We start from the raw sequence: 13,363 nt of genomic DNA, 5'->3' as shown, positions 1-13,363 counted from the left end.
GCCGATCTATCGCGTTGATTTAATTCCTGTATAGAATACTCAATCGTGGGTAATGGCCGAAGCCTGCCAGACACTCACGATCTCGCAGCCCCCAATTTCAAAAATGAGAAACGAATGAAGACCATATCCCTGATCTCCCTAGGTCTGATCCTCAGTGCCGGCATGGCGCTTTCCGGCTGCGTCGGCACTCCGATCGGCGGGGCGAAGCAAAGCCAGTTTTCGGGAAGAGTTGCGCCCGGCAAGAAAACGAAGATTACGAGTGCTTCCCTCGTGAAGCAGGACTGCACGTTTGCAGGCTTTCCCTATACGGGCGTTGTCAAGGCGCCAGCGCACGGCAAGGTTGACGTCGAGCACGGCCCGGTCGCAGCAAAATTTTCGAAAGACAGCAATGCCTATCTATGCTCGGGCAAGACGGTTCAGGGGAACATTGTCTACTATACGCCGAACCCTGGTTTCTCGGGCATCGATCAATTCACCATGCGCCTTACGGGACTGAACACCGACGGTACGGTGCAGGACGGCACATTCACTGTTCACGTCGGCAAATGACGATCTTGCCTGCAGGTGGAGTATGAACAGAAAGGCCGGATCGTAGGTTTCCACGGTCCGGCCCTGTCAAACGGTGCGATGATAGAGGCTCAGAACGTCACCTTCTCCAAAGGTGCGCGCACTGCCTCGAACTCCTTCAGCTTCGCTTCGCGCTCCGCGATGTAATTGCGATTGTCCGGCACGGCGAACTGGTTCTTGGTGATCTGGAGCTGCATGATGAAGAGCTCATCCCAGCGGAAGCCCATTTCGGAGCCAGCCAGATAGAACTCCCACATGCGGAAGAACTTCTCGTCGTAAAGCGCGACGGCATCGGCCTTGCGCGCCACGAAGCGGTTGCGCCAGTGCCTCAGCGTATAGGCATAGTGCATCGGCAGGGTCTCGACGTCCCTGGTGAGCAAGCCGGCCTTTTCCAGCGGCGGCGTGGTCTCGCCGATCGACGGGATGTATCCGCCCGGGAAAATATACTTCTCGATGAAGGCGTTGGTGGCAAAGCTCGGCTTCGGGCGGGCGATGGAGTGCAGCAGCATGACGCCATTATCGTCAAGCAGCTCCGAAACCTTGCGGAAGAACTTGCCGTAATCGCCGATGCCGACATGCTCGAACATGCCGACCGAGACGATACGGTCGAACTTCTCGCCCGTCAGGTAGCGATAGTCCTGCAGCTCGAAGCGGACGCGATCGGAGAGGCCGCGCTTGGCCGCCCGTTCACGCGATACTTTGAGCTGTTCTTCGCTAAGCGTGATGCCGGTCACATCGAGACCTGGATAGGCTTCGGCGAGATACATGGCCATGCCGCCCCAACCGGAGCCGATCTCCAGCACCTTCTGACCGGGCTCGACCAGCAGCTTGGCGGCGATGTGGCGCTTCTTGGCCAGTTGCGCTTCATAGAGGCTGATGCCGGGCGGATTGAAATAGGCGCAGGAATACTGCCAATCCTCATCGAGGAAGAGATCGAACAGCTTCGCCGACAGATCGTAGTGATGCGCAACATTGTACTTGTTGCGGTTGATCGGCGAGCGGCTCTTGATCTGCTGCCAGGCGATGCGGCCAATCAGCAGCACCGCCATCCGGAGATCGAAAACTTCATTGGTTGTGTTCTGCTTCACCAGCGACAGGAATTCGTAGATATCCCCCTGCTCGAGGATGAAGCGGCCCTCCATATACATTTCGCCGAGCTTAAGCGTCGGATCGCGGGCGATAGCATCTTCTGCCTGCTGATCGGCAAACCGGACGGCAACCGTCTCTCCGGTTCCATCGCCAACCAGATGGGTCTCGCCGGATGCGAGTGTAAGCTGGAGCGAACCTTTACGGATGATTTTCTTGATGAGAGAAAAAAGCGTGGACGCCATGGACGCCTCGAATGTTATGACATGACATTAAGGCAGACTTTAACGCCTCACAGCATTGTGGCAAGCTTACCTTTGGACAGTCATTGGCACTCTGGCAACAACGCTGCCAGAGTGTGACATTCTTGCACGAAGTTCCGCTAAGCCCTTATTTTCGTTTGAGTGCGTCGGCCAATGCCGCCCCGAAACTACCCTGCTGTTCGGCCTTCGGACGGGCATTTGCCTTAACCCCAGCGTTGCGCGCACCACTCTGTTCGCGTGTGTCCCGCCCGGATGGGGCTGCCACAGTGCTGCCATCTTTGCGCATGGACAAGCCGATTCGCTTACGTTTCGCGTCGACTTCGACGACCCTGACCTTGACGACGTCGCCGGCCTTCACGACCTCATGCGGATCCTTGACGAAGCGGTCCGCCAGCTGCGAGACGTGCACCAAACCGTCCTGATGGACGCCTATGTCAACGAAGGCACCAAAGGCGGCGACGTTGGTGACGGTTCCTTCCAGCAGCATTCCGGGCTTGAGGTCGCTGATCTCGTTGACGCCTTCCGCAAAGGTTGCGGTCTTGAAGCTCGGACGCGGATCGCGGCCCGGCTTTTCCAATTCGGCGATGATGTCGCGCACGGTCGGCAGGCCGAACTTGTCGTCGATGAACTGCCTGGGATCGACCGCCTTCAGCGTTGCTGTATCGCCCATCAGCGTGCGCAGGTCGCGGCCACAGGCAGCGACGATCTTCTTGGCGACACCGTAGGCTTCGGGGTGCACGGAGGAAGCGTCGAGCGGCTCCTTGCCGTTCGGGATTCGCAGGAAGCCGGCGCATTGCTCGAAGGTGCGCTGACCGAGACGGGCGACCTTCAGGAGATCACGCCGCGTCTCGAACGCACCTTCGCCATCGCGATGCCTAACGATCGCTTCGGCGATCGACGGCCCGAGGCCGGAGACGCGGGCAAGCAACGGTGCCGAGGCCGTGTTCAGATCGACGCCGACGGCATTCACCGCGTCTTCGACCACCGCATCCAGCGAGCGCGACAGCTTCTGCTGATCGACATCGTGCTGGTACTGGCCGACGCCGATCGACTTCGGCTCGATCTTCACGAGTTCTGCGAGCGGATCCTGCAGGCGGCGGGCGATCGAGACGGCGCCGCGCAGCGAGACGTCGAGGCCGGGGAATTCGAGCGCCGCCGTTTCCGAGGCGGAATAGACCGAGGCGCCGGCTTCGGAAACGATGACCTTGGTCGGCTTAGGCGCCGGCAGTTCGCTGAGCATATCAGCCACCAGCTTTTCGGTCTCGCGGCTCCCTGTGCCATTGCCGATCGCGATCAGCTCGACCTTGTGCTTGCGGATGAGTGCCGCCAGCGTCGCCTGCGTACCGCGCACGTCGTTCTTCGGCGGGAAGGGATAGACCGTGGTGGTTTCCAGGAGCTTGCCGGTGCCATCAACCACGGCAACCTTGACGCCGGTGCGGATGCCCGGGTCGAGACCCATGGTGGCGCGCGAACCGGCGGGCGCTGCGAGCAGCAGATCCTTCAGATTGCGGGCGAAGACATGGATCGCTTCTTCTTCGGCACGTTCGCGCAATTCGCGCATCAAATCGAGCGACAACGACATCGAAAGCTTCACACGCCAGGTCCAGCTCGCGACTTCCGTCAGCCAGCGGTCACCCGGTCGGCTTGCGCCGATGTCGTAGGCCGTGGTGACCATGCGCTCGACCGGCTTGTTCGGCGAGACGGCATCGGTATCGACTTCGATATTCAGCGTCAGCACTTCTTCGTTCCAGCCGCGCAGCATGGCGAGCGCGCGATGGCCGGGAGCCGTCGCCCAGCGTTCCTGATGCTCGAAATAGTCCGAGAACTTGGCGCCGGCCTCCTGCTTGCCGTCGACGACGGCGGCCTTCAGCGTGGCACCAGTCTTCATGTAATTGCGCAGCTTGCCGAGCAGATCGGCGTTTTCGGCAATACCTTCGGCGATGATATCGCGCGCGCCTTCCAGCGCCGTCTTCACGTCGGCAACATCGGCGGTGATGAAGCCTTCGGCAAGCACGGCGGGCTCCTTCGAACGATCGGCAAGAATGGTATCGGCCAAGGGTCCGAGGCCACGCTCCCTGGCGATCTCGGCACGCGTGCGGCGCTTCGGCTTGAAGGGCAGATAAAGGTCTTCCAGCTCGGACTTGGTGGCGACCGTTGCGACCTTGCCCATCAGCTCGTCGGTCATCTTGCCCTGGTTGGTGATGGACTCGATGATGGCGGCGCGGCGCGCTTCCAGTTCGCGCAGATAGACGAGGCGTTCCGATAGCGTGCGAAGCTGGGTATCGTCGAGGCCGCCGGTCACTTCCTTGCGGTAGCGGGCGATGAACGGCACGGTCGCGCCTTCGTCCAAGAGGTCGATGGCGGCCTTGGCCTGATCCGGGCGGGAGTTGATCTCGGCAGCAATGGTAGCAGCAAGGGAACGGATATCGGCGGACATGTGTCTCTCTGAACTGGACAATCGTAAAGGGGACCATAAGCACGATCCCATGGACATAAGAAGCGGTTTCGACGCGGATCATACCGATCCGGCAAGTGAGAGGCGATCTCGCGTCCAAACCGCATTCCGCTTTAGCGATAGAAAAAGGCGTGGCAATGTTACCAGGCAAACCTCCACAGGATTTGACGCTTGACCTTTGGCCCAACCCCGCTTAACCGCGCAAAGGGACGCAACGAAAGGGCAAGCCATGAGAGTTCTGTTGATCGGATCGGGCGGACGCGAGCACGCACTGGCGTGGAAACTGGCACAATCGCCTCTCATGACGGAGTTCTATGCGGCGCCGGGCAATCCCGGCATCGCCGAGCACGCGACGCTTGCGGCGATCGATATCGACAACCATGACGCCGTCGTCACCTTCTGCAAGGACAAGGCCATCGACTTCGTCGTGGTCGGCCCGGAGGCACCTCTCGTTGCCGGTATTGCCGACAGGCTGCGCGCCGCCGGCATCGCCGTCTTCGGCCCTTCTGCAGCGGCCGCCCAGCTCGAGGGGTCCAAGGGTTTCACCAAGGATATTTGCGCCCGCTACGATATTCCCACCGGCGCCTACCAGCGCTTCAATAATGCGCCGAAGGCAAAAGCCTATGTTCGCGCTCAGGGCGCACCGATCGTCGTCAAGGCGGACGGCCTTGCGGCGGGCAAGGGCGTCACCGTCGCCATGACGGTCGACGAGGCACTGGCTGCGATCGACGATTGCTTCGAAGGCGCATTCGGCGAGGCCGGCGCGGAGGTGGTGATCGAAGCCTATCTAGACGGCGAAGAAGCAAGCTTCTTCTGCCTTAGCGACGGCAAGCATGCGCTGGCGCTGGCAACCGCGCAGGATCACAAGCGCGTCGGCGACGGCGACACCGGCCCGAACACCGGCGGCATGGGCGCCTATTCGCCTGCCCCCGTCATGACCGCAAACATGGTCGAACGCACCATGAAGGAGATCATCGAGCCGACGATGCGCGGCATGGCGGAGAGCGGCCATGCCTTCAGCGGCGTCTTCTTTGCCGGACTGATGATCACCGCCAAGGGGCCTGAGCTGATCGAATACAACGTACGTTTCGGCGATCCGGAATGCCAGGTGCTGATGATGCGACTGAAGAGCGACCTGCTGCCGCTGCTCCTTGCCTGCGCCAACGGCACGCTGGATCAGGTGACGGCCGAATGGAGCGACGATCCGGCGCTGACCGTCGTCATGGCCTCGAAAGGCTATCCCGGCTCCTACGCCAAGAACACGCCGATCGCGGCACTGCCGATAGGCGGCGAAGGCGAAAAGGTGTTCCATGCCGGTACAGGCCTGAAGGACGGCACGCTGGTTGCGACCGGCGGCCGCGTGTTGAACATCACGGCAACAGGCAAGACGGTGGGCGAAGCAAAAGAACGGGCCTATGCGCTGGCCGATAAGGTGAAGTGGGATAACGGCTTCTATCGCAATGATATCGGCTGGCGTGCAGTGGAGCGCGAAAAGTAAACATTACTGTGGCTTTACAATCGCAAGTCCATTAAATTTTTACCTAATCTCCTGACGGGATGGAAATAAAGCTACACTAATGTCTTCGTCACTATAGGCGGAGTTCCTGGTTATGCGTTCCTTCTTTCTGACCTTGGCATGCGTGCTGGCAGGCGGCTCCGCCATGGCCTCGTCGATCCAGCCGATCGACGGCACGATGATCGGTGGCAGAGGCAGCATTATCGACAAGAGCTGCGCCGACTGCCCTGCGCTCAAGCCGCCGGTCACGGAAAGGGAATATAACGTGCCGACGCTGGAGCCCGGCACGCAGTCCGTCGTCGTGCGCAATGTCGATGGTCAGAAAAGGGTCGTGCGCACCGAAGCGTGGATGGGCGGTTCGCCTGTTACCTTCGTCAGCAAACCCACGCCCGAGGCGCTCGCGGCCGCCGGTGAAGCCGTCGACGGCATCGACATGACGGCTCAGACGGCAGCCTTGCCGAACTCCTCCATAGCTCGCGAACCTGCACCGCTCGATATCTCCGGTTTCCAGCTTCGCCAATAGTTCCGCAATCCATTCCAAGCCGCGTTTGTTTGCTTGCGGAATGCCGGCACCATTCACTTTTTCGAAATATATCTTCCTAATATTCGAGTGATCTAAATAAATTATCAGGAAATGCTTGGTTCAGCCGCAGTCATTCTCAAGTCAAAATAAGTATTACTTATGACCCGAGCGCATATCTCCGGTTTAAATCAAGAGACAATGCAACCAAACACCTGCAATTAAAGCTTTTTTAGACATAAACAGCGATTTTACTGTTCACCGGACAGCAGCATGTCATTCGAGCGGCGGCAAGCGTATTGGGATTCTCTCAGGCGATCGCACAGGCGGTAGGATACCGCACCGGTATTCGTTTACCTGTGGGAGATGTTATGAAGAATCTCAAGATCGCACATCAATTATTCGCCCTGCTTGGCGTCCTCATGGCCGCCTTCGCAGTGGCCACCTATTTCCAGATCCGGTCGCAAGCCGATTCCATTTATGACGACCGCTTCGACATGCTGCGCACGCAGGTCGAATCCGGTATTTCGGTTTTGAACCAATATTACCAGCGCGAGAAATCCGGCGAGATGACGCATGAGGCCGCTCAGGCTGAGGCCTTCAAGGTCCTGTCGCATGTCAGCTTCGCGCCATCAGGCTATCTCTTCGGTTTCGATTATAATGTGATCCAGCGCATTCATCCGAGCCCGGTCAATATCGGCAAGGACATGTCCTCGCAGGTCGACAAGAACGGCACCCATTTCAGCAAGGAAATGGTGGAGAAGGGCATCAAGGGCGGCGGCCGCACCATCTATTACTGGAACAAGCCCGGCCACCCCGATAGCGACTTTTTCCTGAAGGGCAGCTATTCGGCTGCCTTCGCACCCTGGCAGCTCGTTCTCGGATGCGGCGTCTATATGGATGACCTGGAAGAACAGATCAACGCTACCATGTGGCGTGCCTTGCTCATCTGCGGCATTGTCTTCCTTGTCGGTATCGGTGCCGCCGTCTACTTCATTCGTGGCATCACAAAACCGCTTGCGGATGTCCACTCCGCCCTCAAGGCGGTCGCCGACGAAAACGTGACGATGGCCATTCCGCATGCCGAGATGCGCAACGAAATCGGCCTGATGGCTAAGGCGACTCAGGCGCTGCAGGAAAAAGTCCGTGAGCGGCACGCACTGTCCGACCGCCAGGCCGCGCAGGAACTCGAAATCAGCAATGAGCGTGAGCAGAACCTGCGCCAGCAGCAGGATGAGGCCCGCGAACAGGCTCGCGTCGTCTCTGTCATCGGCAAATCGCTCGAGGATCTCGCCAGCGGCGACCTGACGGTGCGTTGCGGCGATCTCGGCGCCAGCTATGCCGGCCTTCGCAACAACTTCAACGAGGCGCTATCGCATCTCGAAGCCGCCATGGGACGCGTCAACGCCAAGGGCAACGACATCGGCCTCAGCAAGGAAGAGATCCGCCGCGCTTCCAACGAACTCTCGCAGCGCACCGAGCGCCAGGCCGCAAGCCTGGAAGAAACCTCGGCAGCGCTCGACGAGCTCACCGTCGCCGTCCGCCAGACCGCGGAAGGCGCAGACGAAGCCAGCAAGCGCGTTCATGCCGTCAGCGCCGAAGCGTCGCGCAGCGATGCCGTGGTTGCCCAGGCGATTGAGGCGATGAGCGGCATCGAGAAGTCTTCGTCGGAGATCGGCAAGATCATCGGCGTCATCGACGAAATCGCCTTCCAGACCAACCTGCTGGCGCTCAACGCCGGCGTCGAAGCCGCCCGCGCTGGCGAATCCGGCAAGGGTTTTGCCGTCGTCGCCCAGGAAGTGCGTGAACTGGCCCAGCGTTCCGCAGCAGCCGCCAAGGAGATCAAGGACCAGATCGCCCGCTCCTCCGGCCAGGTCGACCAGGGCGTCCGTCTCGTGGGCGAGGCAGGCGAAGCGCTGAAGCGCATCTCCGATCAGATCAAGGCCGCCAACGAAATCGTCTCGAAGATCGCCCATAGCGCCTCCGAGCAGGATACGACGCTGCGCTCGATCTCGTCTTCGATGAACCAGCTCGATGCCGCCACGCAGCAGAACGCCGCCATGGCCGAGGAGACCACCGCATCGGCCGAGACACTTGCCGCCGACACGGAAGATCTTCTCGCCCTCATCCGCGGTTTCCGCGTCAACGACGGCCACCCCACCATGGATCACCGTCGTCGCGCTGCCTGAGCGACATAGGATAGAAACAGGAAACCGCCGGGCTCGCGTCCGGCGGTTTTCTTTTGGGCTGCGATTAGCTGCTTCAGTCTGCGGTTTTCAGACGCTCGACCAGTCTGTCGATATCGCGATCGGAATAAACCTCAATGCCGGCCTGCTTGAGCAGCGCCGCCGTGACGCCATGGCCATTCTGCCTGCCGCCGGAAAATGTGCCGTCATAGATGAAGCCCGAGCCGCAGGATGGGCTGCCGTCGATCAGGAGCGCATAGCGGCAGCCGGTTTCCTCTGCGAGCGCCCGAGCATTTTCCGCTGCCCGACGAAATTCCGCCGTGACGTCGCCGCCGGTGATCTCCATCACCTTTGCGGTGCCGGCAAGCACGTCTTCGCCGATGGCGCCGCCAGCAATCTCCGCCGGCGGTCTTGGAACCGCCATGCCTGCAGACATTTCCGGACAGATCGTCACCAGCAACCCCTGCTCGCGCCAGCGATCGATCGCCGGATGGACAAGCGGTTTGGAACGGCCGTCGTAGCGGACGGCATGGCCCATGAGGCAGGCACTGACGAGGATCTTTCCGGTCATCGCGCCCCCATGCCTTATCCCGCAATCTTCGAGAAGTCGGCGACGGTGCCGGTTGCCTCGCGGATCATACGCAGCAGCGCCAGACGGTTGGCACGGATGGCGGCGTCTTCGTCGTTGACGAGCACGTCTTCAAAGAAGCGGTCGACCGGCGCGCGCAGCTTGGAAAGCGCTGCCATGGCCGAACGGAAGTCTTCCTTTGCGATCGCATCGGAAGCCTCGGCGGAGGCGGCCTTGACGGCGGCAAAGAGGTCCTTTTCCGCATCAAGCTTCAGCAGAGCGTCCGACACGCCATCGGCGACGACGGTGCCCTTCTTCTCCTCGGCGGCCAGAAGCTGGGTGGCGCGCTTGGTGCCGGCGAGCAGGTTCTTGCCATCTTCGGAGGTGATGAAGGCGGTCAGCGCCTCGACGCGGCGAGCGACCATCAGCAGATCGTCGGCCTCCGGCGTCAGCACGGCGTCGATGAGGTCATGGCGGGCGCCGAGATCGCGCAGATAGACCTTGAGGCGATCGTGGAAGAAGGCGAGCAGATCGGCATCCCTGGTGGTCGCGAGCAGAGGCAGGCGCACGCCGCGCTCCAGGAGGATGCGGACGACGCCCAGCGCGGCGCGGCGCAGCGCATAGGGGTCCTTCGAGCCTGTCGGCTTTTCGTCGATGGCCCAGAAGCCGACGAGTGTGTCCAGCTTGTCGGCGAGCGCGACCGTGATCGCGACCTTGTCCTCGGGGACGCGGTCGGACGGACCTTGCGGCTTGTAGTGATCTTCGATCGCCGTTGCCACGGAGGCGTTCTCGCCCTGCAGCGATGCATATTTGCGGCCCATGACGCCCTGCAACTCGGGGAATTCACCGACCGCGTCAGTGCGCAGATCGGCCTTGGCGAGCACGACGGCGCGGTCGACCAGGGCAGCATCAGCGCCGGTGATCTTGGCAAGGTCAGCGGCCAGCGTCCGGATGCGGGCAACACGTTCGCCCTGGCTGCCGAGCTTGGCATGGAAGGTGACGTTCAGCGCGTCGAGCTTGGCCATGCGCTGATCGAGCGGCTTCTTCAGATCGAGGCCGAACTTTTTAGCCGAGGCTTCCAGCGTTTCGAGATCGGGCAGATCGCCCTGGTCGCGCTTCCAGAAGTGCAGCGCGTCGGACAGGCGGGCGCGCACGACCTTGCCGTTGCCGTGGATGATTTCCTTGCCGCCGTCCGTCGCCTGGATATTCGCGACGAGAATGAAGCGGTTGGACAACGTCTCGCCGGCCTGCGGACGCGTGACGAAACACTTTTGATTGGTCTTGATGGTCAGGCGGATGATTTCCGACGGGATCGAGAGATAATCTTCCTCGAAGGAGCCCATCAGCACCTGCGGCCACTCGACGAGGCCGGAGACCTCTTCCAGCAGGCCTTCGTCCTCGACCAGTTCCAGGCCATTGGCAAAAGCGGCATCGCGGGCATCGTGCAGAATGATGTCCTTGCGGCGCTCCGCGTCCAGAACGACGTAGGCCTTTTCCAGGCTCGAGGCATAATCCTCGAAGCGCTTGACCGTGATCGCATCAGGCGCGTGGAAGCGATGGCCGTAGGTGACGTTCGAAGCGACGATGCCGTCGATCTCGAAGGGGATGACGGCGGTCTCTTCATGCTCGGTGCCGAAGGTGCAGACGATCGACTGCAGCGGGCGCACCCAGCGCAGCGAGCCGGGCTTCACCGATGCCTTGCCCCAGCGCATGGATTTCGCCCAGGGGAAGTTCCGGATGATATCAGGCATGACGGCGGCAACGATTTCCTCTGCCGCGCGACCGGGCTTGGAAATGACAGCAACGTAGAAATCGCCCTTCTTCGGGTCGCTCTGCACCTGCGCCTCGGAAATGGAGGAGAGGCCTGCGCCGCGCAGGAAGCCTTCGATCGCCTTCTCGTTGGCATCGGTGCGCGGACCCTTGCGTTCCTCGCGCACATCGGCCGAGCGCGCGGTCAGGCCGCGAATATCGAGCGTGAGGCGCCGCGGCGTCCAATATTCCCTCGCCCCCTCATAGGAAAGACCCGCTTCGACCAGGGCATCGGTCACCAGCTTCTTCAGGTCGCCGGCAGCCTTGCGCTGCATACGGGCGGGAATTTCCTCGGAGCGGAGTTCGAGAAGGAGATCGGGCATGGGAGCTGTCTTTACCTTGAGGCAGAAATGATCCGGGCGGACTTAGCAAGCCCGGCGGCAAAAGTCACCAAGACAAAAGGCGAATTTACCATCCGCCTCCGCCGCCACCGCCTCCACCACCGCCGGAGGAGCCGCCGCCTCCGCCGCCACCGCCAAAGGCGGAGGAGGAGCTCGATGCCGGGGCGGGAATGGTCGAGGCTATAGTCGACGCCATCGAAGAGGAGAAATCGCCGATCGTGCCGCCGATATTGCCCGGACGGAAATCGCCGGAATACCAGATCGGCGCGTAAGCCGCGGCGGCGGCACCCGCGGCCGTGGCGAGCCAGGTCTCGAAGGCGCTCGACCATGGCTTTTCAACGCCAAGAGCGACCGCATAGGGCAGCAGCGTTTCGAAGTGCTGCGGCGACATTTGCGGCGCGCCCTGCATGTTCATGCGGTCGCGTTCAGCGAGTGTCAGATATTGCCTGAGGCCGGCGATGCCATCCATCATCTTGCGCCCGAGCGGCGTCGGCGCACCCATCAGGAAATAGAAGACGACGTTGAGCGCGAAAATGCCGACGATGCCCGCCACCAGCGGCAGCAAGCCCGCCTCCCATAGCGGCACGACCGCGGCGGCAAAACCGTTGACGATAGCGGATACCAGGATGAAGCCGAAGAAGGCGCAGATCAGAACGGAAATAATTCGCTGGCCGAGACTGGCATTATGGCGCCGGAATCTCCGGCCGATGATGCTGGTAAAGATCGTCACGAAGATCGACAGGAAGCCGGGCATGAGGATCAGCGGCACCACATTTTCATGCAGTCGCCCGAAGATGATGATCGAGGCCAGGACGAGGATCGACAGCGCGATACCGGCGATGACATAGAGCGAATTGGCCTTGTAGTATTCGCCGCGATGATCGCGCTCGATCGCGCTGCGGAACTTCGCACCCAGCCGCTGCACCGCCTCGCCGTTTTCCTTGTCGATGACGAGCGGAGAGAATGGTCCGACGGCCTGCATGAGCACCTTGTCGCCGCCGCCGAGATCGCCGCCCGCCTTGCCCGAGGGACGGATGACCACCTTTCCCTTCAGATCGTCCAGAATGACATAGCCGCGCACGGCGAGATCGATCGCCGTGGCCGAGAATGCCGTCCAGCCGGAACTGCCGAAACCCTTGTTGTCGATATAGTTGACCAGCGCCGGCGAGATGCCGTCAGGCGCATCCCAACGTGGCACCATCACGCCGGCTGGAGGATCGCGGCCGACGGCGATCCAGCTGCGCATGTAATAGACGAACAGCAGGATCAGCCCGCCAATGGCGATGGCGGTGTCGAGATGATCGCGCAGGAACCAGCCCCATTGCTGGCTTGAGCTGGGTGGCGTGATCGCTCCCTTTGCGAGCTTGATGGCGATCGTCAGACCTTCGGCGTTCGCCAGCGGCCGTGTCGTTATAAATGTGACGATGTTGCCCTGGGCATTGGCGCTTGCATTTTTTCCACTGGCGCCGAGCGGCCCGGTGAAGAAAGCAAGCTGCTGCGGCTGCACGCCATCCGGCAAGGTGACGGTTGCCTTCGCATTGATGATCGGGAACAGCCAGCCATTGCCTGTCACGTTCCAGTAAAGCTCGTCATGATCGCCGAAATAGCGCATCTGACGATTGGTGTCGTAGGTGAGGCGGAATGTGTGCGGACCTGGGTTGAGGCTTCTGTCGGCGTTGCCGATATAGATGCGCTCGCCGCCGCTGATGCGCTCGCTGTGCCAATCCTCGCGCTGCCCGTCGCGCTCAACGGAGACGACCTTGAAATCCACCTCGATCTCGCGGTCGTTGGCATCGGTCATCGTCAGCGGGAAATCCCGGAAGATGCCGCGGCGGATGTTTTGGCCCTCGGCATTGACGGAGATCGTCTCGACGACGCGCATGGAACCGTCGCGATGGAGGGCGATTGCCTGATCGAAGTTGGTGATGAGCTCGGCTGCCGTCACTGCCGTTGCGCAAAGCAGCAGGCACAGAGCCAGGAAGAACCCGCAAAGCCGTGTCATCACTCCCCCAAAGGATGGCCGCGACGCCGTTGCCGGCGCCGCTTCACGTC

Annotated in this window: 9 protein-coding genes; 4 read left to right on the top strand and 5 right to left on the bottom strand. The window is 61.2% G+C overall.

The window, feature by feature from the left end; translation table 11 throughout:
• The first annotated feature begins 114 nt into the window (after window positions 1-114).
• On the top strand, window positions 115-549 hold the full coding sequence (locus ABOK31_RS02175; RefSeq protein ID WP_349957601.1) for a hypothetical protein: 435 nt from the start codon (window positions 115-117) through the stop codon (window positions 547-549).
• An 89-nt stretch (window positions 550-638) separates the two neighbouring features.
• Here ABOK31_RS02175 and ABOK31_RS02170 read toward each other — a convergent pair whose 3' ends face one another.
• Window positions 639-1,898 carry a cyclopropane-fatty-acyl-phospholipid synthase family protein gene (locus tag ABOK31_RS02170; protein WP_349957599.1) on the bottom strand — a complete coding sequence of 420 codons (1,260 nt, stop codon included), beginning with the start codon at window positions 1,896-1,898 and terminating at the stop codon, window positions 639-641.
• Between the two features lie 145 nt (window positions 1,899-2,043).
• Window positions 2,044-4,353 (bottom strand): Tex family protein, encoded by a 2,310-nt coding sequence (locus ABOK31_RS02165; protein WP_349957598.1) that lies wholly within the window; start codon window positions 4,351-4,353, stop codon window positions 2,044-2,046.
• A 247-nt stretch (window positions 4,354-4,600) separates the two neighbouring features.
• Between ABOK31_RS02165 and purD the strand changes: the two genes are divergently transcribed.
• From purD to ABOK31_RS02150, 3 genes are all read left to right on the top strand, one after another.
• Window positions 4,601-5,869 (top strand): phosphoribosylamine--glycine ligase, encoded by a 1,269-nt coding sequence (gene purD / locus ABOK31_RS02160; RefSeq protein ID WP_349957597.1) that lies wholly within the window; start codon window positions 4,601-4,603, stop codon window positions 5,867-5,869.
• A 112-nt stretch (window positions 5,870-5,981) separates the two neighbouring features.
• Window positions 5,982-6,410: a plant virulence effector HPE1-like domain-containing protein gene (locus tag ABOK31_RS02155; RefSeq protein ID WP_174179136.1), complete on the top strand. Its 429-nt coding sequence runs from the start codon at window positions 5,982-5,984 to the stop codon at window positions 6,408-6,410.
• A 368-nt stretch (window positions 6,411-6,778) separates the two neighbouring features.
• Window positions 6,779-8,596: a methyl-accepting chemotaxis protein gene (locus ABOK31_RS02150; RefSeq protein ID WP_349957595.1), complete on the top strand. Its 1,818-nt coding sequence runs from the start codon at window positions 6,779-6,781 to the stop codon at window positions 8,594-8,596.
• 73 nt (window positions 8,597-8,669) lie between these two features.
• Here the strand turns inward: ABOK31_RS02150 and ABOK31_RS02145 are convergent, their stop codons facing one another.
• From ABOK31_RS02145 to ABOK31_RS02135, 3 genes are all read right to left on the bottom strand, one after another.
• Entirely contained in the window at window positions 8,670-9,164 is a 495-nt protein-coding gene (locus ABOK31_RS02145; RefSeq protein ID WP_174179140.1) for a DUF523 domain-containing protein, read from the bottom strand.
• A 14-nt stretch (window positions 9,165-9,178) separates the two neighbouring features.
• Window positions 9,179-11,293 carry a glycine--tRNA ligase subunit beta gene (glyS, locus tag ABOK31_RS02140; protein WP_349957594.1) on the bottom strand — a complete coding sequence of 705 codons (2,115 nt, stop codon included), beginning with the start codon at window positions 11,291-11,293 and terminating at the stop codon, window positions 9,179-9,181.
• Between the two features lie 85 nt (window positions 11,294-11,378).
• Window positions 11,379-13,313: a DUF2207 domain-containing protein gene (locus tag ABOK31_RS02135; protein WP_349957592.1), complete on the bottom strand. Its 1,935-nt coding sequence runs from the start codon at window positions 13,311-13,313 to the stop codon at window positions 11,379-11,381.
• Between the last annotated feature and the right edge of the window lie 50 nt (window positions 13,314-13,363).

Origin of the sequence: Rhizobium sp. ZPR4, assembly GCF_040215725.1 — a bacterium.
Classification (GTDB): domain Bacteria; phylum Pseudomonadota; class Alphaproteobacteria; order Rhizobiales; family Rhizobiaceae; genus Rhizobium; species Rhizobium rhizogenes_D.
This window is presented reverse-complemented; position numbering and strand designations above follow the sequence as displayed.